This is a genomic window from Pseudomonas sp. XP2, from assembly GCF_053557975.1.
Window position 1 is genome coordinate 51,444 of record NZ_JBNRIK010000011.1, and the last position, 24,664, is coordinate 76,107.

At 61.2% G+C, this 24,664-nt stretch carries 24 protein-coding genes; 15 read left to right on the top strand and 9 right to left on the bottom strand.

Annotated elements, in window-relative coordinates:
• Positions 1–15: 15 nt before the first annotated feature.
• Positions 16–822 (bottom strand): HDOD domain-containing protein, encoded by an 807-nt coding sequence (locus tag ACK1VC_RS14055; protein ID WP_016488835.1) that lies wholly within the window; start codon positions 820–822, stop codon positions 16–18.
• Positions 823–877: 55 nt separating this feature from the next.
• A complete protein-coding gene (gene ygfZ / locus ACK1VC_RS14060) occupies positions 878–1,819 on the bottom strand; it encodes a CAF17-like 4Fe-4S cluster assembly/insertion protein YgfZ (RefSeq protein ID WP_016488834.1) in 942 nt (313 codons plus the stop codon).
• Positions 1,820–1,953: 134 nt separating this feature from the next.
• On the opposite strand from ygfZ, the gene ACK1VC_RS14065 reads away from it, so the two are divergent.
• Positions 1,954–2,208 carry an FAD assembly factor SdhE gene (locus ACK1VC_RS14065; protein WP_016488833.1) on the top strand — a complete coding sequence of 85 codons (255 nt, stop codon included), beginning with the start codon at positions 1,954–1,956 and terminating at the stop codon, positions 2,206–2,208.
• Positions 2,192–2,650 (top strand): protein YgfX, encoded by a 459-nt coding sequence (locus ACK1VC_RS14070; RefSeq protein ID WP_016488832.1) that lies wholly within the window; start codon positions 2,192–2,194, stop codon positions 2,648–2,650. The genes ACK1VC_RS14065 and ACK1VC_RS14070 overlap by 17 nt, the downstream gene beginning before the upstream one ends.
• 102 nt (positions 2,651–2,752) lie before the next feature.
• Here ACK1VC_RS14070 and nadB read toward each other — a convergent pair whose 3' ends face one another.
• On the bottom strand, positions 2,753–4,357 hold the full coding sequence (nadB, locus tag ACK1VC_RS14075; RefSeq protein WP_023047119.1) for an L-aspartate oxidase: 1,605 nt from the start codon (positions 4,355–4,357) through the stop codon (positions 2,753–2,755).
• A 445-nt stretch (positions 4,358–4,802) separates the two neighbouring features.
• Here nadB and rpoE point away from each other — a divergent pair, with 445 nt between their 5' ends.
• The 10 genes from rpoE (at position 4,803) to pdxJ (ending at position 14,814) form a co-directional block, all read left to right on the top strand.
• Positions 4,803–5,384 carry an RNA polymerase sigma factor RpoE gene (rpoE, locus tag ACK1VC_RS14080; protein WP_003252049.1) on the top strand — a complete coding sequence of 194 codons (582 nt, stop codon included), beginning with the start codon at positions 4,803–4,805 and terminating at the stop codon, positions 5,382–5,384.
• Positions 5,385–5,415: 31 nt separating this feature from the next.
• Positions 5,416–6,012: a sigma-E factor negative regulatory protein gene (locus tag ACK1VC_RS14085; RefSeq protein ID WP_016488830.1), complete on the top strand. Its 597-nt coding sequence runs from the start codon at positions 5,416–5,418 to the stop codon at positions 6,010–6,012.
• Between the two features lie 8 nt (positions 6,013–6,020).
• Complete coding sequence (locus ACK1VC_RS14090; RefSeq protein ID WP_016488829.1) at positions 6,021–6,986, top strand: MucB/RseB C-terminal domain-containing protein; 966 nt, start codon at positions 6,021–6,023, stop codon at positions 6,984–6,986.
• Positions 6,987–7,195: 209 nt separating this feature from the next.
• Positions 7,196–8,602 (top strand): DegQ family serine endoprotease, encoded by a 1,407-nt coding sequence (locus tag ACK1VC_RS14095; protein ID WP_371262331.1) that lies wholly within the window; start codon positions 7,196–7,198, stop codon positions 8,600–8,602.
• Between the two features lie 182 nt (positions 8,603–8,784).
• Complete coding sequence (lepA, locus tag ACK1VC_RS14100) at positions 8,785–10,584, top strand: translation elongation factor 4 (protein ID WP_024717450.1); 1,800 nt, start codon at positions 8,785–8,787, stop codon at positions 10,582–10,584.
• A gap of 5 nt (positions 10,585–10,589) precedes the next feature.
• Positions 10,590–11,444, top strand: coding sequence for a signal peptidase I (lepB, locus tag ACK1VC_RS14105; protein ID WP_016488826.1), 855 nt, complete (start codon positions 10,590–10,592; stop codon positions 11,442–11,444).
• A 161-nt stretch (positions 11,445–11,605) separates the two neighbouring features.
• Positions 11,606–12,295 (top strand): ribonuclease III, encoded by a 690-nt coding sequence (gene rnc, locus ACK1VC_RS14110; RefSeq protein WP_016488825.1) that lies wholly within the window; start codon positions 11,606–11,608, stop codon positions 12,293–12,295.
• Positions 12,288–13,190, top strand: coding sequence for a GTPase Era (era, locus tag ACK1VC_RS14115; RefSeq protein WP_003252061.1), 903 nt, complete (start codon positions 12,288–12,290; stop codon positions 13,188–13,190). The genes rnc and era overlap by 8 nt, the downstream gene beginning before the upstream one ends.
• Positions 13,191–13,346: 156 nt before the next feature.
• Positions 13,347–14,030, top strand: coding sequence for a DNA repair protein RecO (gene recO / locus ACK1VC_RS14120; RefSeq protein WP_016488824.1), 684 nt, complete (start codon positions 13,347–13,349; stop codon positions 14,028–14,030).
• 61 nt (positions 14,031–14,091) lie between these two features.
• Positions 14,092–14,814, top strand: a complete 723-nt coding sequence (pdxJ, locus tag ACK1VC_RS14125; RefSeq protein ID WP_232247752.1) for a pyridoxine 5'-phosphate synthase — start codon at positions 14,092–14,094, stop codon at positions 14,812–14,814.
• Between the two features lie 128 nt (positions 14,815–14,942).
• On the opposite strand, the gene ACK1VC_RS14130 is transcribed toward pdxJ, so the two are convergent.
• A complete protein-coding gene (locus ACK1VC_RS14130; protein WP_016488822.1) occupies positions 14,943–16,325 on the bottom strand; it encodes a heavy metal sensor histidine kinase in 1,383 nt (460 codons plus the stop codon).
• The gene (locus ACK1VC_RS14135) at positions 16,322–16,996 is read right to left on the bottom strand and encodes a heavy metal response regulator transcription factor (protein WP_016488821.1); all 675 of its coding nucleotides are present in this window, start codon (positions 16,994–16,996) and stop codon (positions 16,322–16,324) included. Before ACK1VC_RS14135 ends, ACK1VC_RS14130 begins: the two co-directional genes overlap by 4 nt.
• Positions 16,997–17,254: 258 nt before the next feature.
• On the opposite strand from ACK1VC_RS14135, the gene ACK1VC_RS14140 reads away from it, so the two are divergent.
• Positions 17,255–17,458: a hypothetical protein gene (locus ACK1VC_RS14140; protein WP_016488820.1), complete on the top strand. Its 204-nt coding sequence runs from the start codon at positions 17,255–17,257 to the stop codon at positions 17,456–17,458.
• Positions 17,459–17,527: 69 nt separating this feature from the next.
• Here ACK1VC_RS14140 and cmoB read toward each other — a convergent pair whose 3' ends face one another.
• On the bottom strand, positions 17,528–18,484 hold the full coding sequence (gene cmoB / locus ACK1VC_RS14145; RefSeq protein ID WP_191086920.1) for a tRNA 5-methoxyuridine(34)/uridine 5-oxyacetic acid(34) synthase CmoB: 957 nt from the start codon (positions 18,482–18,484) through the stop codon (positions 17,528–17,530).
• Positions 18,481–19,224: a carboxy-S-adenosyl-L-methionine synthase CmoA gene (gene cmoA / locus ACK1VC_RS14150; protein ID WP_191086919.1), complete on the bottom strand. Its 744-nt coding sequence runs from the start codon at positions 19,222–19,224 to the stop codon at positions 18,481–18,483. Before cmoA ends, cmoB begins: the two co-directional genes overlap by 4 nt.
• Positions 19,225–19,426: 202 nt before the next feature.
• Here cmoA and ACK1VC_RS14155 point away from each other — a divergent pair, with 202 nt between their 5' ends.
• Positions 19,427–20,617, top strand: a complete 1,191-nt coding sequence (locus ACK1VC_RS14155) for an alpha-xenorhabdolysin family binary toxin subunit A (protein WP_191086918.1) — start codon at positions 19,427–19,429, stop codon at positions 20,615–20,617.
• 1 nt (position 20,618) lies between these two features.
• Complete coding sequence (locus ACK1VC_RS14160; RefSeq protein ID WP_060519999.1) at positions 20,619–21,554, top strand: alpha-xenorhabdolysin family binary toxin subunit B; 936 nt, start codon at positions 20,619–20,621, stop codon at positions 21,552–21,554.
• Positions 21,555–21,560: 6 nt separating this feature from the next.
• On the opposite strand, the gene ACK1VC_RS14165 is transcribed toward ACK1VC_RS14160, so the two are convergent.
• Together ACK1VC_RS14165 and lon are read right to left on the bottom strand one after the other, a co-directional pair.
• Complete coding sequence (locus ACK1VC_RS14165) at positions 21,561–21,953, bottom strand: protease inhibitor I42 family protein (RefSeq protein WP_016488815.1); 393 nt, start codon at positions 21,951–21,953, stop codon at positions 21,561–21,563.
• A gap of 107 nt (positions 21,954–22,060) precedes the next feature.
• Positions 22,061–24,478, bottom strand: coding sequence for an endopeptidase La (gene lon, locus ACK1VC_RS14170; protein WP_016488814.1), 2,418 nt, complete (start codon positions 24,476–24,478; stop codon positions 22,061–22,063).
• Positions 24,479–24,664 lie beyond the last annotated feature (186 nt).

A 24,664-nucleotide genomic window follows, 5' to 3' on the forward strand; every position in this document is an offset into this window, starting at 1 on the left:
GCAGGCTGACACAGCTCAGCGCAACATACTGCGCGCCTCAAGCAGTTCATCCACTTCCAGCTCGGTACCAAAAGGCAACCTCAGGTGGCGGTACGCGGGCAGTGCCGCCAACGGACGTTGACGACCACGCTGGCTGATACAGCGGGCGATCTGCACGATGTCGATGTAGTCGACCTTGTCGGTCTGCCGGTCCAGGTCCTGAACCTGGCTCGGCAAATTGATCAACTGCTCCGGAAACTCCCAGGCCTTGAGAATCTTGTCCCCCAGTACCGGCTGGATCTGCTCGATCACGTAATGCAGGCAAACCGGGTCGGACAACAGCTCGTTGTGCTCTTCAGCATAGATCAGCACTGGCAGCGCACCGATCTGGTTGACCAGCCCGCCCAAGGTGGCCTGTTCAGGCTTGAGCTGGGTATAGCGGCGACAAATTTCGTAGCTGATGCCTGCCACTTCCAGGCTGTTGGTCCAGATCTCGCGAAGCTTCTGTTCAACTGCCGGTGAGCGTGCATGGAAAATCTGCTCGATCACCAAACCAATGGCCAGGTTGCAGCTGTAGTTGATGCCCAGTCGCGTGATGGCGGTATGCAGGTCGGTCACCTCGACCGCCGCACGCAGCAGTGGGCTGTTGACTACCTTGATCAGGCGCGCTGAAAGGGCCGCATCCCGACCAATCACCTTGCTCAGGGCCGCTACGCTGATCTCGCTGTCTTCCGCTGCCTCGCGGATGCTCAAGGCAACCTCGGGCAGGGTTGGCAGGACCAGGTCATCCTTTTCGATGGCATCGAGCAACTGTGCTTGAACCATCTCGGCCAGCTTGTTCATTGACGTGTCTACCGCAGTGGTGGTGCGGCCCCGCCACGGGGGCGGGGCAGGCTGGTCAGCGCTGGATTTCCCGGTCGCGGTCCAGTTCGTAAGGCAGGGTCAGCACCTGCAGGCGTGGGCCTTCGAGGCTGCCCAGGTGCAGGTTGTCGTCTTCCACCGCGTCGGCGCTGAGCACCGCGAGCAGTTCGCAGCCAGCACCGTTGCCGGCGGCAATGACTACTTCACCGACCGCCGAGCCGTGGGTGGGCGAGAAGATCGCGGCACCCGGGGCCGGGATGGCCTGCTGGTCCAGTGCCAGTCGGTACTGGCGGCGCTTGAGCTTGCCCAGGTACTGCATGCGGGCGACGATTTCCTGACCGGTGTAGCAGCCTTTCTTGAAGCTGACGCCGTCGACGGCCTGCAGGTTGATCATCTGCGGGATGAACAGCTCACGGGTCGGTCCCATGACCTGGCCGATACCGGCACGAATCTGGCCTAGCAGCCATTCGTTGAGGCTGCCTTCAGGCAGGGCGCTGGCGAGGGCCTGGCGTACCGTGTCGGCATTGTCCGCCGGTACCCACAACTCCACACGTCCTGCGGACACGGCAATGGCGATCAGGCCTTCATGGCGCACGGTACTGCCGGCGTTTGCAGGCACGTCGAGCCCAAGCGCCTGTAGCGCAGCGTCACCGCCTTGCAGCCCGAAGCGTGCCCAGGCGGCGCTTTCGTCGGTCAGCGTGGCCTTGGAGAACACAGCGTACTTTTTCAGGTCGGCCAGTTGCGCCTCTAGCAGTTCGCTGGCCATGGCCAGCAGGTAACCGTTGCCTTCGGGCAAGATGCGAAAGCTCGACTGCATGCGCCCCTTGACCATGCAGCGGGCGCCGAGGCTGGAATGTTCCTGGCTGAGGTAGGTGATGTTGCAGGTCAGCTGGCCTTGCAGGAACTTGCCTGCATCGGAGCCGCGGACGGCGAGGATGCCCTCGTGGGACAGGGGGCAGAAGAAAGCGGAATCGGCCATGGGTCATCGCGGTGGCTTAAAGACTGGCGGCCATCATAGAACGCCGGTAACAAAATAGGTAGGTGACTAGACCAACGCCCGGTGTCGCCATGCTCGCCTGCCTGTATACTGGCGGGCCATTCGAGGAGGGCCCCATGGTCGAACAAACTGAACTCAACCGGCTTTTCTGGCATAGCCGCCGCGGCATGCTGGAACTGGACGTACTGCTGGTGCCTTTCACCCAGGAAGTCTACTCCACCCTCAACGAGACCGATCGCCAACTGTACGTGCGTCTGTTGAGCTGCGAGGACCAGGACATGTTCGGCTGGTTCATGGAGCGCACCGAGTCCGAAGACCCGGAGCTGCAACGCATGGTCCGCATCATCCTGGACCGTGTCCAGCCCAAGTGAGTGTTTCGAGTGCCGCTGGCAAGGCTCGCGCCTGCTGCTAGCGGCCTACCTGGGTTGCCAGGTGCTGGCGTGGCTTGCCGTGTGGGCGAGCCCGTTGCCTGATTGGCTTTCCTTTTCTGTTGTCGCCGCCTGTATCGCCCACGCTGGCTGGGCCATTCCCCGACGAATCCTGTTAACCCATGAGCATGCCGTTGTTGGGCTGCGCCGTGATGTGCGCGGCTGGCAGGTGTTCTGCCGTGCCCGTGGCTGGCAACCGGTGCGGTTGTGCCGGGACAGCGTGGCGTTGCCGCGGCTGGTGGTGTTGCGCTTTGAGCGGGCGGGGCGATGGATGGGGCAGAGCCAGTGCATACCGCAGGATGCGCTGGGGGGGGATGAGCATCGGCGCCTGCGGGTGCGGTTGAAGTTCAGCCGACGGCGCTGGGCAACGACAGCGGTGGGGTAGGGCCGAGAGGTGTTCGCCGTGGCAGGTTCAGAGCCCGGGAGACCGAGCGCAGCTCGCGATGCGCCGCGCGGGCGGCGCTCGATCTCACACACGCTGCACATTTCAGAGTGGGCTGAGGATGGTGTCCTTGGCCTCGTCCAGCATCCCCGGGTAATCCAGTGTGTAATGCAACCCACGGCTTTCCTTGCGCTGCATGGCTGACAGAATCATCAGTTCGGCCACCTGCGCCAGGTTGCGCAGTTCGATCAGGTCGCGGCTGACCTTGTAGTTGCTGTAGAACTCGTCGATTTCGTCCAGCAGCAGGCGAATGCGGTGTTGGGCCCGCTGCAGGCGCTTGCTGGTGCGCACAATACCCACGTAGTCCCACATGAACCGCCGCAGCTCATCCCAGTTGTGCGCGATGATCACATCCTCGTCCGAGTCGGTGACCTGGCTGGCATCCCACCCTGGCAGGGCCTTGGGCATTGTCACGTGTTCAAGGTGCGCCTGGATGTCGGCAGCGGCGGCGCGGCCATAGACAAAGCATTCCAGCAGCGAGTTGCTGGCCATACGGTTGGCGCCGTGCAGGCCGGTGAAGCTGGTTTCGCCGATGGCGTACAACCCTGGCACGTCTGTGTGGCCGCGGTCGTCGACCATCACCCCGCCGCAGGTGTAGTGCGCCGCCGGTACGACCGGGATCGGTTGGCGGGTGATATCGATACCAAAGGCTAGGCAGCGTTCGTACACGGTGGGGAAGTGGCCCATGATGAAATCGGCCGGCTTGTGGGTAATGTCCAGGTACACGCAGTCCACGCCCAGGCGTTTCATCTCGTGGTCGATGGCGCGGGCCACAATGTCGCGCGGGGCCAGCTCTTCGCGCGGGTCGAAGCGTGGCATGAAGCGCTCGCCATTGGGCAGGCGCAGCAGCGCACCTTCACCGCGCAGGGCTTCGGTAATCAGGAAGCTTTTGGCCTGTGGGTGATACAGGCAGGTCGGATGAAACTGGTTGAATTCCAGGTTCGCCACCCGGCAGCCCGCACGCCAGGCCATGGCGATGCCATCACCACAGGCGCCATCGGGGTTGCTGGTGTACAGGTAGACCTTTGCTGCACCGCCGGTGGCCAGTACGGTGAAGCGCGCGCCGAAGGTGTCCACCTCACCGGTGTTGCGGTCGAGCACGTAGGCGCCCAGGCAGCGCTCGCCCGGCAGGCCCAGGCGACGTTCGGTGATCAGGTCGACCGCCACGCGCTGCTCCAGCAACTGGATGTTCGGGCGCCGGCGGGCCTGTTCCAGCAGCGTGGTGAAAATGGCTGCGCCAGTGGCGTCGGCGGCGTGGATGATACGCCGATGGCTATGGCCGCCCTCGCGGGTGAGGTGGAATTCGAAGCCTCCATCGTCAACGCTGGAGTGCTCGTCGCGGGTAAAGGGCACACCTTGCTCGATCAGCCACTGGATCGCTTCGCGGCTGTGTTCGACGGTGAAACGCACCGCCTCTTCATGGCACAGACCGCCGCCGGCATTGAGGGTGTCCTCGACATGCGACTGCACGGTATCGGTGTTGTCCAGTACTGCCGCGACCCCGCCCTGGGCCCAGAAGGTCGAGCCGTTGGCCAGGTCGCCCTTGCTGAGGACGGCAACACGCAGGTGGCTGGGGAGGTTCAGTGCCAGGCTGAGACCGGCGGCACCGCTGCCGATCACCAGGACATCATGTTGGAATTGTTGGCTCATGTCGGGACACTAGTAATCTTTAGAGGGGGCGCGGCACAATAGTCACGCGCAGATGGCATTGTGAAACTATCGTTAAACTTGGCCAGGTTGCCTTTATAGCAGCCCGAGGTGGCCAATTTCCATGCCACCTGGCCACTTACCGAGGCGCGCGGCAACCTTTGTGGGAACTTTCCGACATGGCCGGAAATCCTATGAAGGTTGCCCGCACGTCACAATTTGTCGAGGCGACGCGGGGCGGCAAGACCTGTTCGGGTTGTCCCTGCGTATTCGAAACCTGATTATCGACGTAGCCGGCCGTGCCCGCGCCGCGTCTTCCGTGCAAGCCGACCAAGGGCTGCAGGAAACTTGCTTGGAGGGGAGAACTTTTGCGAAAAGCCCGAGTCTATGGTTGCAAGCCTGATCGATGGCTGTTGCAACGCTCCTTCGAGTTCACTGAGGAGTGTTCATGCTAACCCAGGAAGAGGATCAGCAGCTTGTCGAGCGCGTTCAGCGTGGTGACAGGCGAGCTTTCGATCTGTTGGTGCTGAAGTATCAGCACAAGATTCTCGGGTTGATCGTGCGGTTCGTTCACGATACCCACGAGGCCCAGGATGTCGCACAGGAAGCCTTTATCAAGGCCTATCGTGCGCTTGGCAATTTCCGCGGTGACAGTGCGTTTTATACCTGGCTGTACCGCATCGCCATCAACACGGCGAAGAACTACCTGGTGTCCCGTGGAAGACGGCCACCAGACAGTGATGTGAGCTCTGAGGATGCGGAGTTTTACGACGGCGATCATGGCCTCAAGGATCTCGAGTCCCCAGAGCGCTCGTTGTTGCGGGATGAAATCGAAGGCACTGTCCATCGCACCATCCAGCAACTGCCCGAAGACCTGCGTACGGCATTGACCCTGCGCGAGTTTGACGGGCTGAGTTACGAAGACATTGCCAGTGTCATGCAATGTCCGGTGGGTACCGTGCGCTCTCGAATCTTCCGCGCTCGGGAGGCCATAGACAAAGCCCTGCAGCCGTTGTTGCAGGAAACCTGAGACAGCGGCGACAGCCAAGAGAGGAACCGCCATGAGTCGTGAAGCTTTGCAGGAATCGCTGTCCGCGGTAATGGATAACGAAGCGGACGAACTGGAACTGCGTCGGGTGCTGAGCGCCGTAGACGATGCTGAAACCCGTGCCACCTGGTCGCGTTACCAGGTAGCCCGTGCAGCCATGCACAAGGAGCTGCTGCTGCCCAACCTGGATATCGCCTCGGCGGTGTCTGCGGCGCTGGCTGACGAAGCCGTACCGGCCAAGGTCAACAAGGGGCCATGGCGCAGCGTCGCTCGTCTGGCGGTTGCCGCCTCGGTCACCGTTGCGGTGCTGGCAGGCGTGCGGATGTACAACCAGGATGAAATCACCGGCGCCGAGCTGGCTGCGCAGCAGCCTGCGCAACAAGGCCTGAGCATGCCACAAACTCAGGGCCCTGCTGTTTTGGCAGGCTATAGTGAAAGCAGTGAGCAACCGACCGGGCCGATGGCTAACGGCGTGCTGCAAAACCAGGCCGGCTGGGATCAGCGTCTGCCGGGCTATCTGCGCCAGCATGCACAGGAGTCCGCGCTCAAGGGTACTGAAACTGCCCTGCCGTATGCCCGTGCCGCCAGCATGGAAAACCCCGCTAAATAAGGAGGATCATGCGCGCGCTACCTCTTCTGTCGCTGCTGATTGGCAGCTGCATGACGGTGCCGGCATTGGCAGCCAACTCATCGCCCGAGGCGAACGAGTGGCTGAACAAGCTGGCACTGGCCGAGAAAAAGCAAAGTTACCAGGGCTCGTTCGTCTACGAACGCAACGGTAGCTTCTCTTCCCACGATATCTGGCACAGGGTCCAGGACGGCAAAGTCAGCGAGCGGTTGCTACAGCTTGATGGCGCCGCCCAGGAAATATTGCGCGTGGATGGCAAGGTGCAGTGTGTCAGTGGGGCCTTGGTCAGCGGAGTGACCGCCCCTACGGACGCTGCGCAGCGTGTGCTTGATCCGCTGAAACTGATGGGCTGGTACGATTTGAGCGTTGCAGGCAAGTCACGGGTCGCCGGGCGCGATGCCGTGATCTTGACCCTCACTCCTCGCGACCAGCACCGCTATGCCTTCGAATTGCATCTGGACCGCGCCACAGGCCTGCCACTGCGTTCGTTGATGCTCAACGACAAAGGGCAGTTGCTGGAGCGCTTCCAGATGACGCGCCTCGATACCGACGAACCGCCTGTCGACGATGACCTGCGCCCCAGTGCTTCATGCAAGCCGGTGCAGCGCGTTGCCTCTGTCAGCAACGACAGCGTCGCTGGCTGGCGCTCGGACTGGCTCCCGCCAGGGTTCGAGCTTGTCAACAGCTCGGTACGGCGTGATCCCAAACATGACAGCACGGTCAGTAGCCTGATGTACGACGATGGGTTGGCGCGCTTCTCGGTGTTCCTTGAACCCGTGAAGGACGATACCGGGACCGATGTGCGTACCCAGCTTGGCCCGACCTCGGCGGTTTCGCGACGGCTTAACACCCCCAAAGGCAAGGTGATGGTCACCGTAGTTGGCGAAATTCCGCTGGGTACGGCAGAACGCGTCGCGTTGTCGATGCGGCCCCAGGATGCCCAGGCGCGCCAGTAATGGCGCGCTTTTGAGGGCCATGCCAAGGCGAACGGATATGCGCCTGAAATGAAATTAAAGCATTGTCATTTGCAATCTACTGGCAAATTTTCTATAGGTCAGGCTTCTAGGAGCCTGGCCTTTCCTGCATTGTGCAGGGGCCTTTCTAAACTACCGCTCGTTGTGACGGGAGCCGTATGTCTACACCACGCTTGAAATCCTACCTATCGATGTTCGCCGCTGTGCTCATGCTCGGCCAGGTGCTCACCGCCCAGGCCGAGGAAGCCTTGCCGGACTTCACCACGCTGGTCGAGCAGGCCTCGCCGGCCGTGGTCAACATCAGTACCAAGCAGAAGCTGCCAGATCGTCGTATCGCCGCGGGGCAGATGCCGGACCTGGAAGGCCTGCCGCCGATGTTCCGCGAGTTCTTTGAGCGCAACATGCCGCAGCAGCCGCGTTCGCCGCGTGGCGACCGCCAGCGCGAGGCGCAATCGCTGGGTTCGGGCTTCATCATTTCCAGCGATGGTTACGTGCTGACCAACAACCACGTGGTGGCCGACGCCGACGAAATCATCGTCCGCCTGTCGGACCGCAGCGAGCTGCAGGCCAAGCTGGTCGGCACCGACCCGCGCACCGACGTGGCCCTGCTGAAAGTCGAAGGCAAGAACCTGCCGATCGTGAAGCTGGGTGATTCCGAGAAGCTCAAGGTGGGCGAGTGGGTGCTGGCCATTGGTTCGCCGTTCGGCTTCGACCATTCGGTGACCAAAGGTATCGTCAGTGCCAAGGGCCGTACGCTGCCTAATGAGACCTACGTCCCGTTCATCCAGACCGACGTCGCCATCAACCCGGGTAACTCGGGCGGCCCGCTGTTCAACATGAAGGGCGAAGTGGTGGGTATCAACTCGCAGATCTTCACCCGTTCTGGCGGCTTCATGGGCCTGTCGTTCGCCATCCCGATCGATGTGGCGCTCGATGTGTCCAATCAGCTGAAGAAAGATGGCAAGGTCAGCCGCGGCTGGCTGGGTGTGGTGATTCAAGAGGTCAACAAGGACCTGGCTGAATCCTTCGGCCTGGATAAACCAGCGGGTGCGCTGGTGGCCCAAGTGCTGGAAAACGGCCCGGCAGCCAAAGGTGGCCTGCAGGTGGGTGACGTGATCCTGAGCATGAACGGTCAGCCGATCGTCATGTCGGCCGACTTGCCACACCTGGTCGGTAGCCTCAAGGACGGTGAAAAGGCCAAGCTGGAGATCATCCGCAACGGCAAGCGCCAGACCCTGGACGTCGGTGTGGGCGCCATGCCGGATGACGATGCCGACATCGGTACCGGTGCCGGCGCCGAAGGCAGCGCCGAGCGCAGCAGCAACCGTCTGGGCGTATCGGTGGCTGACCTGACCGCCGAGCAGAAAAAGTCCCTCGAACTCAAGGGCGGCGTGGTTATCAAGGAAGTGCAGGATGGCCCTGCAGCGATGATCGGCCTGCGCCCGGGTGACGTCATCAGCCACCTGAACAACCAGGCCATCGGTTCGGCCAAGGAATTCACCGAAATCGCCAAGGAACTGCCGAAGAACCGCTCGGTGTCCATGCGCGTGCTGCGTCAGGGGCGTGCCAGCTTCATCACCTTCAAGCTCGCTGAATAAGCGGATTTGCAGGCAGGAAAGGGCAGCTACGGCTGCCCTTTTTCATGAAAATTCACAATTGCAGACGCCAAAGCGCTGCACAGCCCGATAGAGGAATCTCCCATATCCCTGCTGCTTGAGGTACAATTCCCGGCTATTTTTCGGCGGGCGTCCCGGCTCGCAGCCTTTTCGAGTGTTGACCCGTGAGTGATTTGAGTCATATCCGCAATTTCTCCATCATCGCCCACATCGACCATGGCAAGTCGACGCTGGCCGACCGTTTCATCCAGATGTGCGGTGGCCTGTCGGCACGCGAAATGGAAGCCCAGGTGCTTGATTCCATGGACCTGGAGCGCGAACGCGGGATTACCATCAAAGCCCACAGCGTGACGCTTCACTACAAGGCGCAAGACGGCAAGACCTACCAGCTGAACTTCATCGACACCCCCGGCCACGTCGACTTCACCTACGAAGTCTCGCGCTCGCTGGCAGCCTGTGAAGGCGCACTGCTGGTGGTTGACGCCGGCCAGGGTGTTGAAGCCCAGTCCGTGGCCAACTGCTACACCGCCATCGAGCAGGGCCTGGAAGTCATGCCAGTGCTGAACAAGATGGACCTGCCCCAGGCCGACCCGGACCGCGTCAAGGACGAGATCGAGAAGATCATCGGCATTGACGCCACCGACGCCGTGGCTTGCAGCGCCAAGAGCGGCATGGGCGTGGACGAGGTTCTCGAGCGCCTGGTGCACACCATCCCCGCGCCCGAAGGCGAGATCGACGCACCTTTGCAGGCGTTGATCATCGACTCCTGGTTCGACAACTACCTGGGCGTGGTCTCGCTGGTGCGGGTGCGCCAGGGCCGCGTCAAGAAAGGCGACAAGATTCTGGTCAAGTCCACCGGCAAGGTGCACCTGGTCGACAGCGTGGGGGTGTTCACTCCAAAACACACCCAGACCGCTGATCTGAAAGCCGGCGAAGTAGGCTTCATCATCGCCAGCATCAAAGACATTCACGGTGCGCCGGTGGGTGACACCCTGACCTTGTCCTCGACCCCCGAGGTCGAAGTGCTGGCGGGCTTCAAGAAAATCCAGCCGCAGGTTTACGCCGGCCTGTTCCCGGTCAGCTCTGACGACTTCGAAGACTTCCGCGACGCATTGCAGAAGCTCACCCTCAACGACTCGTCGCTGCAGTACATGCCGGAAAGCTCCGACGCCCTGGGCTTCGGCTTCCGTTGCGGTTTCCTCGGCATGCTGCACATGGAGATCATCCAGGAGCGCCTTGAGCGCGAATACGACCTGGACCTGATCACCACAGCACCGAGCGTGATCTATGAGCTCGAGCTCAAGACCGGTGAAACCATCATCGTCGATAACCCGTCAAAGCTGCCGGACGTCTCGTCAGTGACCGACTTCCGCGAGCCGATCGTCACCGCGACCATTCTGGTGCCGCAGGAGCACCTGGGTAACGTCATCACTCTGTGCATCGAGAAGCGTGGCGTGCAGCGCGACATGCAGTTCCTCGGCAGCCAGGTGCAGGTGCGTTACGACATGCCGATGAACGAAGTGGTCCTGGACTTCTTCGACCGTCTCAAGTCCACCAGCCGCGGCTATGCTTCGCTGGATTATCATTTTGATCGCTACCAGTCGGCCAACCTGGTCAAACTGGACGTACTGATCAATGGCGACAAGGTCGATGCCCTGGCATTGATCGTGCACCGCGACAACGCGGCCTACAAAGGCCGTGCGTTGACCGAGAAGATGAAGGAACTGATCCCTCGGCAGATGTTCGATGTGGCGATCCAGGCAGCCATTGGCGGCCAGATCATCGCGCGGACAACCGTCAAGGCGCTCAGAAAGAACGTACTGGCCAAGTGCTACGGTGGTGACGTCAGCCGTAAGAAGAAACTGCTGGAGAAGCAGAAGGCCGGTAAGAAACGCATGAAACAGGTCGGCAACGTGGAAATTCCACAGGAAGCCTTCCTCGCCGTGCTCAGGTTGGATAGCTAGGTCCTATGTCGCTAAATTTCCCGCTGTTGCTAGTCATCGCCGTCTTCGTCTGCGGTCTGCTGGGCTTGATCGACCTGCTGTTCCTGGCCCCGCGCCGGCGTGCGGCAATCGCCAACTATCAGGGCAGCGTCAGCCAGCCCGAGATGGCCGTTGTCGAGCGCCTGAACAAGGAGCCGTTGCTGGTCGAGTACGGCAAATCGTTCTTTCCGGTGCTGTTCATCGTGCTGGTGCTGCGTTCATTCCTGGTCGAGCCGTTCCAGATTCCTTCGGGGTCGATGAAACCGACCCTGGAAGTGGGCGACTTCATCCTGGTGAACAAGTTCTCGTACGGCATTCGCCTGCCGGTGATCGACAAGAAGGTCATCGAGGTAGGTGACCCGCAACGCGGTGATGTAATGGTGTTCCGCTATCCGAGCGACCCGAACGTCAACTACATCAAGCGAGTGGTCGGCCTGCCGGGCGACCAGATCCGCTACACCAACGACAAGCGGTTGTTCGTCAACGGCCAGCCGATTGCCGAACAACTGGTGGGTACCGAACCGGGCACCTTGGGCAGCGCCGAGCTGTACAAGGAAAAACTCGGCGCGGCCGAACACCTGATCCGCAAGGAAATGAGCCGTTATCGCATGCCGCCGGACCAGCAGTGGACCGTGCCGGCAGGCCATTACTTCATGATGGGCGACAACCGCGACAACTCCAACGACAGCCGTTACTGGGATGACCCGAACATCCCCAAGGAACTGCACGGCATGGTTCCGGACCGGAACATCGTCGGCAAGGCCTTCGCGGTGTGGATGAGCTGGCCAGAGCCCAAGCTCAGCCACCTGCCCAACCTGTCGCGGGTCGGCCTGATCCATTGATACCCTTCGGCGCTGTCCAGCAGACAGCGCCGAATGCATTTCTGACATAGGCTGTGTTCTCAGGGATCGGGAGATTCGTCGCAAACGGCGGCGGGCCACAGCCAAACAGTCTTTCAGGATGTTGATTTGAACAACGCGTTGAACAACAAACGGGTGGTTGCATGAGTGCTTCCCTTGCCCATCTGGAGCGAAAGCTCGGTTATACCTTCAAGAATCAGGACCAGATGCTTCTGGCGCTGACCCATCGCAGCTATGCCGGGCGCAATAACGAGCGCCTGGAGTTTCTCGGTGACGCCATTCTCAACTTCGTCGCCGGCGAAGCGCTGTTCGAGCGCTTCCCTCAGGCACGCGAAGGCCAGCTGTCGCGGCTGCGCGCGCGCTTGGTCAAGGGCGAGACCCTGGCCCGCCTGGCCCGTGGTTTCGACCTGGGCGAATACCTGCGCCTGGGGTCGGGTGAGCTCAAGAGTGGCGGGTTCCGTCGCGAATCGATCCTGGCCGACGCCCTGGAGGCACTGATCGGTGCCATTTACCTGGACGCTGACATGGACACGGCCCGCGAACGTGTACTGGCCTGGCTGGCCGACGAGTTCGAAGGCCTGACCCTGGTCGACACCAACAAAGACCCGAAAACCCGGCTGCAAGAATTCCTGCAATCACGCAGCTGTGAGCTGCCGCGATACGAAGTCGTGGATATCCAGGGTGAACCGCACTGCCGTACCTTCTTCGTCGAATGCGAAGTCGTGCTGCTGAACAACAAGAGCCGTGGTCAGGGCGTTAGCCGGCGTATTGCCGAGCAAGTCGCTGCCGCGTCCGCACTGATCGCCCTGGGCGTGGAGAATGGCAATGACTGATAGCAACCCGACTCGCTGCGGCTACGTGGCCATTGTCGGCCGCCCCAACGTGGGCAAGTCGACCTTGCTCAACCACATCCTGGGGCAGAAGCTGGCGATCACTTCGCGCAAGCCGCAGACCACCCGCCACAACATGCTCGGTATCAAGACCGAAGGTGATGTGCAGGCGATCTACGTTGACACCCCCGGTATGCACAAGGCCAACGACAAAGCCTTGAACCGCTACATGAACCGCAACGCCTCGGCGGCCCTCAAGGACGTTGACGTGGTGATCTTCGTGGTCGACCGTACCAAGTGGACCGACGAAGACCAACTGGTGCTGGAGCGCGTGCAGTACGTGACCGGCCCGCTGATCATCGCAGTCAACAAGACCGACCGCATGGAAGAGAAGGCCGAGTTGATCCCGCACCTGCAGTGGCTGCAGGAGCAACTGCCAAACGCCGAAGTCATGCCGATTTCTGCGCAGCAGGGGCACAACCTCGAAGCGCTGGAAGCACAGATCGCCAAGCACCTGCCCGAGAACGATCACTTCTTCCCCGAAGACCAGATTACCGACCGTAGCAGCCGCTTCCTGGCCGCCGAACTGGTGCGCGAGAAGATCATGCGCCAGTTGGGTGCCGAGCTTCCGTACCAGATCACCGTGGAAATTGAAGAATTCAAGCAGCAGGGCCATGTGCTGCATATTCACGCGCTGATCCTGGTCGAGCGCGACGGCCAGAAGAAAATCATCATTGGCGACAAGGGCGAGCGTATCAAGCGTATCGGCTCCGAGGCGCGCAAGGACATGGAAGTGCTGTTCGACTCCAAGGTCATGCTCAACCTGTGGGTCAAGGTGAAGGGCGGCTGGTCCGACGACGAGCGCGCCCTGCGCTCGCTGGGCTACGGCGACCTCTAAGGCTCAAGGCGGCCCTTGTGGGAGCGGCCTTGCGTCGCGAAAGGGCTGCGAAGCAGCCCCAGCCATTTTGGCGGCAATGCTGAAATCCGGGGGGCCGCGTTGCGGCCCTTTCGCGACACAAGGCCGCTCCCACAATCACGGGCTGGGTGAACGCTAATGGAACAACCTGTCGGCCAGCCAGCCTACGTGCTGCACAGCCGTGCCTACAAGGAAACCAGCGCGCTGGTGGACTTGTTCACGCCGCAGGGCCGCGTGCGCGCCGTACTGCGGCGTGCGCGTGGCAAGGGCGGCAGCCTGGTGCGGCCATTCGTGCCACTTGAGGTGGAGCTGCGCGGGCGTGGCGAGCTGAAGAATGTGGGGCGGATGGACAGCGCCGGCATAGCGGCCTGGCTGCACGGGGATGCCCTGTTCAGCGGCTTGTACCTCAATGAGCTACTCATGCGCCTGCTGCCCGCCGAAGCGCCATTCCCGGCCCTGTTCGAGCACTACGCCCTGACCTTGCAGGCCTTGGCCGCCGGGCGCCCGCTGGAGCCGCTGCTGCGCTCGTTCGAATGGCGGCTGCTGGACGAACTGGGTTATGCGTTCTCCTTGAATCATGACGTCAACGATCAACCCATCGCGGCCGACGGGCTGTACCGCTTGCGTGTGGATGCCGGCCTGGAGCGGGTCGAATGGGTGCAACCCGGCCTGTTCCGCGGCATCGAGCTATTGGCCCTGGCCGACGCCGACTGGGACACCGCAGGCGCTTTGCTCGCGGCCAAGCGCCTGATGCGCCAGGCCCTGGCGGTTCATCTGGGCGCAAAACCGTTGGTCAGCCGGGAACTGTTTCGCAAGCGCTGATCACGACGTATGCTGTGGGGCTAAACCTTCAGGAGAGCCTTTCGTGACTCACAGCAACCGCATGCTTCTCGGCGTAAACATCGACCACGTGGCGACCCTGCGCCAGGCCCGGGGCACGCGTTACCCTGATCCGGTCAAGGCTGCCCTGGATGCCGAGGAAGCGGGCGCCGATGGCATCACCGTGCACCTGCGTGAAGACCGTCGGCATATCCAGGAGCGCGATGTGCTGCTGCTCAAGGATGTGCTGCAGACCCGCATGAACTTCGAAATGGGCGTCACCGAAGAAATGATGGCCTTTGCCGAAAAGATCCGCCCGGCGCACATCTGCCTGGTGCCTGAAACCCGTCAGGAACTGACCACCGAAGGTGGCCTGGACGTGGCGGGGCAGGAGGCACGGATCAAGGCGGCAGTGGAGCGCCTTGCGCGCACCGGTGCTGAAGTGTCGTTGTTCATCGATGCTGACGAGCACCAGATCGAGGCCTCTCGCCGGGTGGGGGCGCCGGCCATCGAGCTGCATACTGGGCGTTATGCCGATGCCGAAACCCCCACCGAAGTGGCCGAGGAGCTCAAGCGTATCGTCGATGGCGTTGCGTTTGGCGTGGGGCAGGGGTTGATCGTCAATGCTGGCCACGGGCTGCATTACCACAACGTCGAGGCGGTGGCGGCGATCAAGGGCATCAATGAACTGAACATCGGCCATGCGCTGGTGGCGCATGCCTTGTTTGTAGGCTTCAAAGCCGCAGTGGCCGAGATGAAGGCACTGATCGTGGCGGCTTCGCGCTGAGAGTTTGGTTGCCTGTTCTGGCCCTTTCGCGGGTAAACCCGCTCCCACAGGGATTGTATAAGCCTCAAGGCCTGTGAAGTCCCTGTGGGAGCGGGTCTACCCGCGAAAAGGCCGGTACAGGCAATCGATTATTCGGCAGGAAACACCAGAGTGAAGCGGGTAGGCCCAAGGGGGCTGCTGTTCACTTCGACCCGCCCGCCATGCAGCTGCATGATCGACTTCACGATTGCCAACCCCAACCCGGTTCCGCCCTCCAGCCGCGAACGCCCCGGGCCCACCCGGTAAAACCGCTCGAACAAGCGCGACTGGTGTTCTGTAGCAATGCCAGGCCCCTGGTTCTCTACCGAAAGCCATACTTCGCTGCCTGAACGTTCAATCCGCAACTCGACTCGCTCACCCTCAGGGCTGTGCCGGATGGCATTGCTCAACAGGTTCGACAATGCCCGCTGAAACATCAGCCGGTCCCCCAGCGCCGTCCCCCAACCCTGCACACGCAGCTCAACCGCTTTCACCTCGGCACTGAAGGCAAACAGCTCGACCACTCGCGCTGCCTCGTCAGCCAAGGCCAAGGGTTTCAATGCAACCTGCGTTTGCGGCTGGCTGACCTGAGCAAGAAACAGCATGTCATTGATGATGCGGTTGAGCCGGGTCAGCTCCTCGATACTGTCTTCCAGCACTTCCCGGTAGTTGGCGTTGTCCCGCTCACGGGCCAGGGTCACTTGCGCCTTGCCCATCAGGTTGCTCAACGGGGTACGCAACTCATGAGCCAGATCGTCGGAGAACTGCGACAACTGGCTCACGCCCTGATCGAGGCGGTCGAGCATCACGTTGATGCTGCTGGCCAGTTGCGCCAGTTCTTGCGGCAGGCCGGTAGCCGGCAGGCGGTGTTGCAGGTCTTGGGCCGACACTTGCCCGGCAATACGCCGGAAGCGCCGCAGCGGTTTCAGGCCGCGCTGCATCAGCCACCAGGCACCCGCGCCGATCAACACCAGAAGCAGTGGCAAGGCGAGCAAGGTCGAATGCAGGTAGGCCTGCAGCAGGGCGTTGTCGTCGGCGCGGTTGAGCGACATCATCACCTTCACCGGCGTGTTGTCGCGCAGGCGCATCTGCCGGGTCACGGTGAGGAACTGGTTGCCGCTGCTGTCGCGCCATGCGTGAAAGGCCAGGCGGGCATCGGTGTGCAACTCGCTCACCCGCGACTCCAGGGCCGGGCCCAGGCTGAGCAGGTGCGGGTGGCGGCCTTCCAGGGCCAGTACGCTGAGGCTGAGGTTGTCATGCCCCATGACCAGGTCGAGCAGTGGATGGGCGCGACTGCCCAGGTCCTCGCTGCGCAGATCGACGCGCAGGTTGTGCTCGACCTGCAGCATCTTGCGCGCCAGATCCTTGCGTGCGCGGCTGTCCAGTTCGTGATCCAGGGCGAACACGGCCAGGCAGGCCAGCAGCAGCACCAGCGCGGCGCCCATCAGTGTCACGCTCAGGCCCAGGCGCAACGACAGGCTCGCGTTTTTCAAACGCGGGCCTCAAGGACATAGCCTACGCCGCGCAGGGTATGGATGAGCTTGTTGTCGAACGGGTCGTCGATCTTCGCCCGCAGGCGGCGGATCGAAACCTCGACCACGTTGGTGTCGCAGTCGAAATTCATGTCCCATACCAAGGAGATGATCTGAGTGCGCGAAAGCACTTCGCCAGTCTGGCGCATCAGCAGGTGCAGCAGGGCGAACTCCTTGGCGGTCAGGTCGATGCGTTGCCCGGCGCGGTAGGCGCGGTGCCGGCCAGGGTCCAGTTCCAGGTCGGCGACGCGCAGGGTGCTGGGCTGCAGTTGCTGGTCGTTACGCCGCAGCAGGCTGCGGATGCGCGCCAGAAGTTCAGGGAATTCGAACGGCTTGAGCAGGTAGTCGTCAGCGCCCAGGTCCAGGCCTTTGACCCGGTCGGCCAGGCGACCGTGGGCGGTAAGCATCATGATGCGCGTGGCCGATTCGGCCCGCAGCCGCTGCAGCACGGTCCAGCCATCGATTTCAGGCAGGTTCACGTCGAGGATGACCAGGTCATAGGGCTGTTGGCGGGCCAGGTGCAGGCCGTCGGTGCCGGTGTGGGCGCAGTCGACCACGTAGCCGTTTTCACGCAGGCCTTGTTGCAGGTAATCGGCGGTACGCAGCTCGTCCTCGATGATCAGTAGGCGCATGGGGTGCTCGGTGTGATGAAAGGGGGCAATTCTCGACCCTGTAGTGACATCAGGGTCAAGAACCAGGATGTTACGGCATGAGAAAAGGCCTGCGGTGCAGATAACGGATTTGTCATTCTGCTGTTATCTGGCTGTAGGCCAGGGCCCTGGTAGGCAACACAAGGCCAGATTGCAGGACTGTAATCCCCGCCTCACCTTGCTGTTAGCTGCCCCTCGCTAGGATGGCCGTGTCTGATCGGTTACCACGAGGCAAACACGATGAACCTGACCAAATACCTGCTGTTGGCCGCCCTTGCCCTGGGCAGTGCCAGTGTCTATGCCGAGGGCGGTGCGGAGCGCTCGAAGCAGTTCTGGCAAGCCTTCCGCGAAGACCAGCAGCGCTTGCACGGCGACAAACAACAGGCCGTCGCCGAACGCGAACGAAAGGCGCAAGAGAAGGCCCGCGAGGTGGCCAAGGATTGAGGTAACAACACCTGCGCCGCGACAGCTCCTCGCCGCAGGTGGATTCAGGCGCCCGACCGGGCGCCTTTTTTATTTGCGCGCCAGCAGGGTGGCGCGGCGGGGGGCAGGCAGGCCTTCGATGGTCTTGCTGTGGTCGTTCGGGTCGAGGAAGTCGCCCAGCGACTGGTAGCGCATCCACTCGGTGCTGCGCTGCTCCTCGACGCTGGTAACGCTCACATCGACGCAACGCACATCGCTGAAGCCGGCACGGCGCAACCAGCGCGCCAGGGCGGGTACCGACGGCAGATACCAGACGTTGCGCATCTGTGCATAGCGGTCCTCCGGTACCAGCACCTGGTTTTCGTCACCTTCGATTACCAATGTTTCCAAAACCAGCTCGCCTCCTTTGACCAGGCAGTCCTTGAGCGCCAGCACGTGCTCGATGGGTGAGCGCCGGTGATAGAACACGCCCATGGAAAACACGGTATCGAAGCCTTCCAGGTTTGCAGGCAGTTCTTCAAGGGCGAAGGGCAGGTGCCAGGCTGGCAGCTCCGGCAGGTACTGCTGCACGGCCTGGAACTGGCAGAAGAACAACCAGTTGGGGTCGACACCAATTACCATGTCGGCGCCGGCACCGAGCATGCGCCACTGGTAATAGCCGTTGCCGCAGCCGACGTCGAGCACGCGTTTGCCCTTGAGGTCCAGGTGCGGGCTTACCCGCGACCATTTCCAGTCCGAATGCCATTCGGTGTCTACATGCACGCCAAACAGATCGAACGGCCCTTTTCGCCAGGGCGACAGGCCCATGAGTGCCTGGCGCATCTGCGCGCGGGTAGCGTCGTCGCAATCGCAGTCCAGGCGCAGCTCGTTGACCAGGTCGATTTCGCTGGGTTGCAGGGCAGGCAGGGCATCGAGCGCACCGCGCCAGCGGTCGAGGTCGCCGTGGCCTTTCTCCAGCTTGGCTTCCAGTTGTGCTTGCAGGCCTTGCGACCAGGAAGCCAGTGGCGTGCCCGCCAGGCGGCGGACGAGGGGGGACAGATCGATCATGGCAGGGCTATCAACGAGGCGAAGTTAAGGCATTGGAACCACGGCACCACTTTGGAGAAACCGGCGGCGCGCAGGCGCTCCTGGTGTGCTTGGAGCGTATCGGGGCGCATCACGTTTTCGATGGCGCTGCGCTTCTGGGCGATTTCCAGTTCGCTGTAACCGTTGGCGCGCTTGAAGTCCAGGTGCAGTTCATTGAGCAGGTCCTGCTCTTGCTCATCGGCGAAACGCAGCTTCTCCGAAAGGATCAGCGCACCCCCCGGCAGCAGCGCCTGGCGAATACGCCCGAGCAATTGCAGGCGTTGGTCGGGGGCGATGAATTGCAGGGTGAAGTTCATCGCCACTACCGAGGCAGGCTCGAAGGGCAGGGCAAGGATATCGGCTTCCAGCACTTGCACCGGCAATAGCTCCTGGAACATCGAGTCCTGAGCGGTGAGGTACTGGCGGCAGCGTTCGGCCATGGCGGCGGAATTGTCCACCGCGATCACCCGGCAGCTGTCGCTGCGAACATGGCGACGCAGCGACTGGGTGACGGCGCCCAGCGATGCGCCCAGGTCGTACAGAGCGGTGCCTGGCTGGGCGAAACGCGCAGCCAGTACGCCGAGGTTTTCGACGATGGTCGGGTAACCGGGCACCGAACGCTTGATCATGTCCGGGAACACGCGCACCACGTCTTCGTTGAAGACGAAATCGGGCACCTGCTCCAGGGGCTGCGAGAAAAGGCGGTCGGGTTGTTTGCTCACGGTGGGCTCGATACAGGGTGAAACGGGTGCGCATTTTATCCAATGGCCACGCATCTTGCCATGGCAATGCTTCAGGGTCGGAGCGTTCATGCCCGCAGCAGTGAACTTTCCCACAGCGTTAAGTTATCCGGGTGAATGTATTCAGGGTGGTTCGGGTGGACACTCCAACTGCCTTTACTTCATTGGTTTCATGGGTTGAGAAATGAATATAGCAACTGTGCAGGAAGAACTACCCGTCGATGATCTGGACCTGGTTTCCAGAGTGAAAATATTGCCAGAACGCTATTTTTCATTCATTGAAAGCCGGCTCGATGGTGGTCAGCAAGTTGGTGGTTTGCTGACGGCAGATAATTTGAAATGCATTAAGCGGTACGTCAATACCGTTAACCATTTACCGCGGACGCAGGTGGAAATCGAGAGGGAGGTCGATTACGCCGCCCTCGGTATTAAAGCGTCGATGGTCAATGAGCTTTACGTGGCGCTGCACCGGCATGCCGCTGAATGGGACATACTGGAACGCAGTATAAAACAGCTGGGGCCTGAAATTGAGATGTTTGCCGAAAGCCTGGTGCAGCGTGGCAGTAGCCTTTTGGAAAACCTTGAAAGCAGCGACGTGTTCATTGCGATCAAGAAACGCAAGGCCGAGGAGGGCGACGATGTTTACACCTCGGCGCTCAGCGAACATGAACAAGCACAGATCGCCAGTGTGCTGACGCTCGGCATTTCCGAACTGGTGAAGGAAATTGAATGCACTCGCCGGCGTATCGTTGACGTCGACAGCCGTGCCAACTGGTTCAACAATGAAATCAAGCGTGAACTCAAGCCGCGTATGGGACGCTTGTTGAAGCACTTCGATGAGAAGGTTTCCCATGAGGAAATCCTGGAAAAACGCAAGCAACTCGATCAGTGGGACGAGCAGGTCGACCAGTTGAAGGCTGAGTACGATGCCCATGTTGGCTATGCATTCACCGGTATCTTGTTGGGGCCGATCGGTCTGGTGATAACCGGTGGCGTATTCGGAAACAAGGCAGAAGCTATCAGGGCTACAAAGAATGCGTTGATTGAAAGACGCGATGAGTTGGCCAATGCACTGGGCAAGCTGGCGCCGGCCTTGAAGGACTTCGAGCGTGTTTCGACGCTGGTCAGAGATTTGCAATTCAGGTGCAAGGATCTGTCGGCGGCGACCAAGCGGTTGGCCGATGTTTGGTTGTTCCTCGCTTCGTATGCCGACAACTCTGTCAATGAAGCCAAAGAACTGAGTACCGTCGTCCAGCTTGAATCCTTTGTTCTTGATTTTTCGGAGGTTATCAAACCGTGGACCAAAATAGGCAGTGTGTGCCATACGCTGTCAGAGCTGTTCAATGAACTGATTGACGAGTATGAGGAAGCCTGACATGGAAATTGCCAATACTCAAACCGTCACGCCAGATGTTGTAGAGATGCAAAATCTGCAGGATCAGATATTCCAGCTCATTGGAAGTTGGGAAATGAACGTGCTGCCTGCCGCACGCGAGCAACTGGATGAACTGTGTACACTGTTGCTGGCTGTCGAGCGCGCGTTCAAGGAGAGCTTGATAGGCGGTATCGTATTGCTGGAGGATCGGCGATTTATTCCGGGTGTGGACAGCGGCGCTTCGCAGCGCAGGCTCGCCAGTGTACTGGAGCGTTTGAATCAGCATCACGCGCACTTGGCCAGGAAAAACTTGCGGTTGGAGCTGTTTTCGCTATCGGCGCTTGTCGACGCCTTGCCAGAGTTGGCAGCGCGAACGGCCGGCCTTCAAGTACAGGCAGTCGCATTCGATGAACGATTGATGCAACTGCAACAGCAGCGTGCAGATATTGTCCAGGCTATCGAGCTGTTCGAGAAACCTTCGGTTGCAAGCGCACTGAAAGGCCTCATCCCGAGCGATGATGAAGTCGATCAGATAATGGGATTGATCACCGACCCGAAATTCGACGCCGGCCTGTTCAAGGCTGTGACGCAAAAGCTTGCACGGCATGCTGATGCGCTTGACGGGGCCAAGACATTCGTCGACCTGGGCAAGGCCCGTGGCCGGCTGGATAGCAAGATCGAGGCTGCAGTGGACGACCAGCGGCAGGTGCAGCGAACCCTGCAAGCGGCGCGGGAAGAACTGGAAGCGGTCACGGCGCTGTCGGGCTTGGTGCCGCTGAAGAACGGGTGGCTACATGAGCTTCGCAAGGTAGAGTCTGAGTGGCAGGCGCAGGCCGCCAGACTCAGCGCAACCATGGATCTGGAAGCTGCCACAGTCGCGCTGGACGGTTTGTGTGAGTACCTGAAGGTGGTGCAACTGCTGTATGACCGCAGTTGATTGCCCTCAGCGGACGACAATCTTGCAGTCGAAGGTTTGTACCGGGGCGACTTCTGCAGCCCATGGCTGTTGGTAGACCAGTAGCAACTGGGCATCTCCGGTGCTGGTAGCCTGGAAGCGCCAGGTGGAGACACCGGCGCTTCCGACCACGTCTTGATCATCGGGGGCGTTGTAGACCTCCGGGCCGAGGCTGCGCAGCACAGCTGATGCGGCATTCTTGACGAGCCAGCGATAGCCGGTGGATGGATTGCCGGGCAAGCTCAACGTCAGTGTCTGGCCTACCTGCAGTCGCGTTGGGCATTCACTTTCGGCATCCAGCTCGACAGGCTGTGTGGGGTATTGGGCACAGGCAGAAAGCAGGGTAAAGCTCAGGGGAACGAGCAGACGAGGGGCGGTCATGTTGGCTCCGTAGGCTGACGATGCCTGAGGATAACCGATGCTGGTGGGGTTTTGTGTGCCCGGTGCCGTCCTCTTCGCGGCTAAAGCCGCGAGGAGGACGGAACAGGTCAGAACAGGACTTTGGCCACGTCGGCAAAGCGCTTGGCGAAATGCACTGTCAGGCCTTCTCGCAGGTAGTCCGGCAGCTCCTCGAAGTCGCCGCGGTTAGGCTCGGGCAGGATCAGTTCGAAGATCTTCTGCCGCCGCGCCGCAATCACCTTTTCGCGTACCCCGCCAATCGGCAGCACCTGGCCGGTGAGGGTGAGCTCGCCCGTCATGGCTACGCCTTTTTTCGGTGCCTGGTCGCGGGCGAGGGACAACAGGGCACTTGCCATGGTGACGCCGGCACTCGGGCCGTCCTTGGGCGTGGCGCCTTCAGGAACGTGCAGGTGGATGAACGCTTCGTTGAAGAAGCCAGGATCGCCGCCAAACTGCTTGAGGTTGGAGCTGACGTAGCTGTAGGCAATTTCGGCCGATTCCTTCATCACGTCCCCCAGCTTGCCGGTCAGCTTGAAGCCGCGGTTGAGCGTGTGGATGCGGGTCGCCTCGATCGGCAGCGTGGCACCGCCCATGCTGGTCCAGGCCAGGCCGGTGATTACCCCTTTGCCAGCCAGTACCTGCTCACTGCGGAATACGGGAATGCCCAGTGCGGCCTCCAGGTCCTTGGTCCCGATCTTCAGCTTGGCTTCGGGGTCTTCCATCAGCTTGACCACCGCTTTGCGCACCAGTTTGCCCAGTTGCTTCTCCAGCTGGCGCACGCCGGCCTCGCGGGCATAGCCCTCGATAACCAGGCGCAGGGCGCTGTCGCTGATGCTCAGGCTGGTCTTGGAAACGCCAGCTTTTTGCAGTTGCTTGGGCCACAGGTGGCGCTTGGCGATGGCCAGTTTTTCCTCAGTGATGTAGCCGGACAGGCGGATCACTTCCATGCGGTCGAGCAACGGCCCGGGGATCGAGTCGAGGGTGTTGGCGGTGCACACGAACAGCACCTTGGACAGGTCCAGGCGCAGGTCGAGGTAGTGGTCGAGGAAGTCGACGTTCTGCTCCGGATCGAGGGTTTCCAGCAATGCCGAAGCCGGGTCGCCCTGATAGCTTTGGCCCATCTTGTCGATCTCGTCGAGCATGATGACCGGGTTCATCACTTCGACCTCTTTCAGGGCCTGTACCAGCTTGCCGGGTTGTGCGCCGATGTAGGTGCGGCGGTGGCCCTTGATTTCGGCCTCGTCGCGCATGCCGCCAACGCTGAAACGATAGAACGGCCGGCCAAGCGATTCTGCAATGGATTTGCCGATGCTGGTCTTGCCCACCCCGGGCGGGCCCACCAACAGCACGATGGAGCCGCTGATTTCGCCTTTCCAGGCGCCCACGGCGAGGAATTCGATGATGCGTTCCTTGATGTCGTCGAGGCCGGCATGGTGCTGATCAAGGACTTTGCGTGCATGCTTGAGGTCGAGCTTGTCTTTGCCGTACACGCCCCACGGCAGGGCGGTGGCCCATTCGAGGTAGTTGCGGGTGACGGCGTACTCGGGCGAACCGGTTTCGAGAATGGCCAGTTTGCCCATCTCTTCATCAAGGCGCTTGCGCGCCTGGGGCGGCAGGGTCTTGCCTTCCAGGCGCTGTTCGAACTGTTCCAGGTCGGCGCTGCGGTCGTCCTTGGTCAGCCCCAGCTCCTGCTGGATGACCTTGAGTTGCTCCTTGAGGAAAAACTCCCGCTGGTGTTCGCCGATCTGCCGGTTTACCTCGGCCGAGATCTCGTTCTGCAGGCGCGCGACTTCCACCTCTTTGCGCAGCATCGGCAGGACCTTTTCCATGCGCTTTAGCATGGGCACGCAGTCGAGTACTTCCTGCAACTGGTTGCCGGTGGCCGAGGTCAGCGCGGCGGCGAAGTCGGTGAGCGGTGACGGGTCGTTGGGGCTGAAGCGGTTGAGGTAGTTCTTCAGCTCTTCGCTGTACAGCGGGTTGAGCGGCAGCAGCTCCTTGATCGCGTTGATCAGGGCCATGCCGTAAGCCTTGACCTCGTCGGTCGGCTCGGCGGACTGGCGCGGGTATTCGACTTCGACCAGGTAGGGTGGGCGGTGATGCTTGAGCCAGTTGCGGATGCGTACCCGGGTCAGGCCCTGGGCGACGAACTGCAGTTTGCCGTTTTCACGGCTGGCATGGTGCACCTTGACCAGCGTGCCGTATTGCGGCAAGGCCGAGGTGTCGAAATGGCGATGGTCTTCCGGCGGGGTGTCCATGAAGAACAGCGCCAGGCAGTGGTCCGGTGACTTGGCCACCAGGTCGAGGGTTTCGGCCCAAGGTTCTTCATTGACGATGACCGGCAGTACCTGGGCCGGGAAGAACGGGCGGTTGTGGATCGGGATCACGTAGACTTTGTCCGGCAGTTGCTGGCCGGGCAGGGCGAGGGCGTGGCCGGGTTCGGCCGGGGAGGTGTGCTCGACTTCGCTGTGTTCGTCAGGGTGTTCCGGGAAATCCTGCTGGTCGCTCATGGGGCACCTGCGTGAATGGCTATGGTGCTTAGATGGGGCGCAGGGGAATCGGTTTCAATGGTAGATGAAGGGATCAGGGGAGGGTTTCATCTGTGATGGCCTGCACCGGCCTCATCGCCGGCAAGCCAGCTCCCACAGGTATTGCACCGACCTTGAAAATGGTGGGTTACCTGTGGGAGCTGGCTT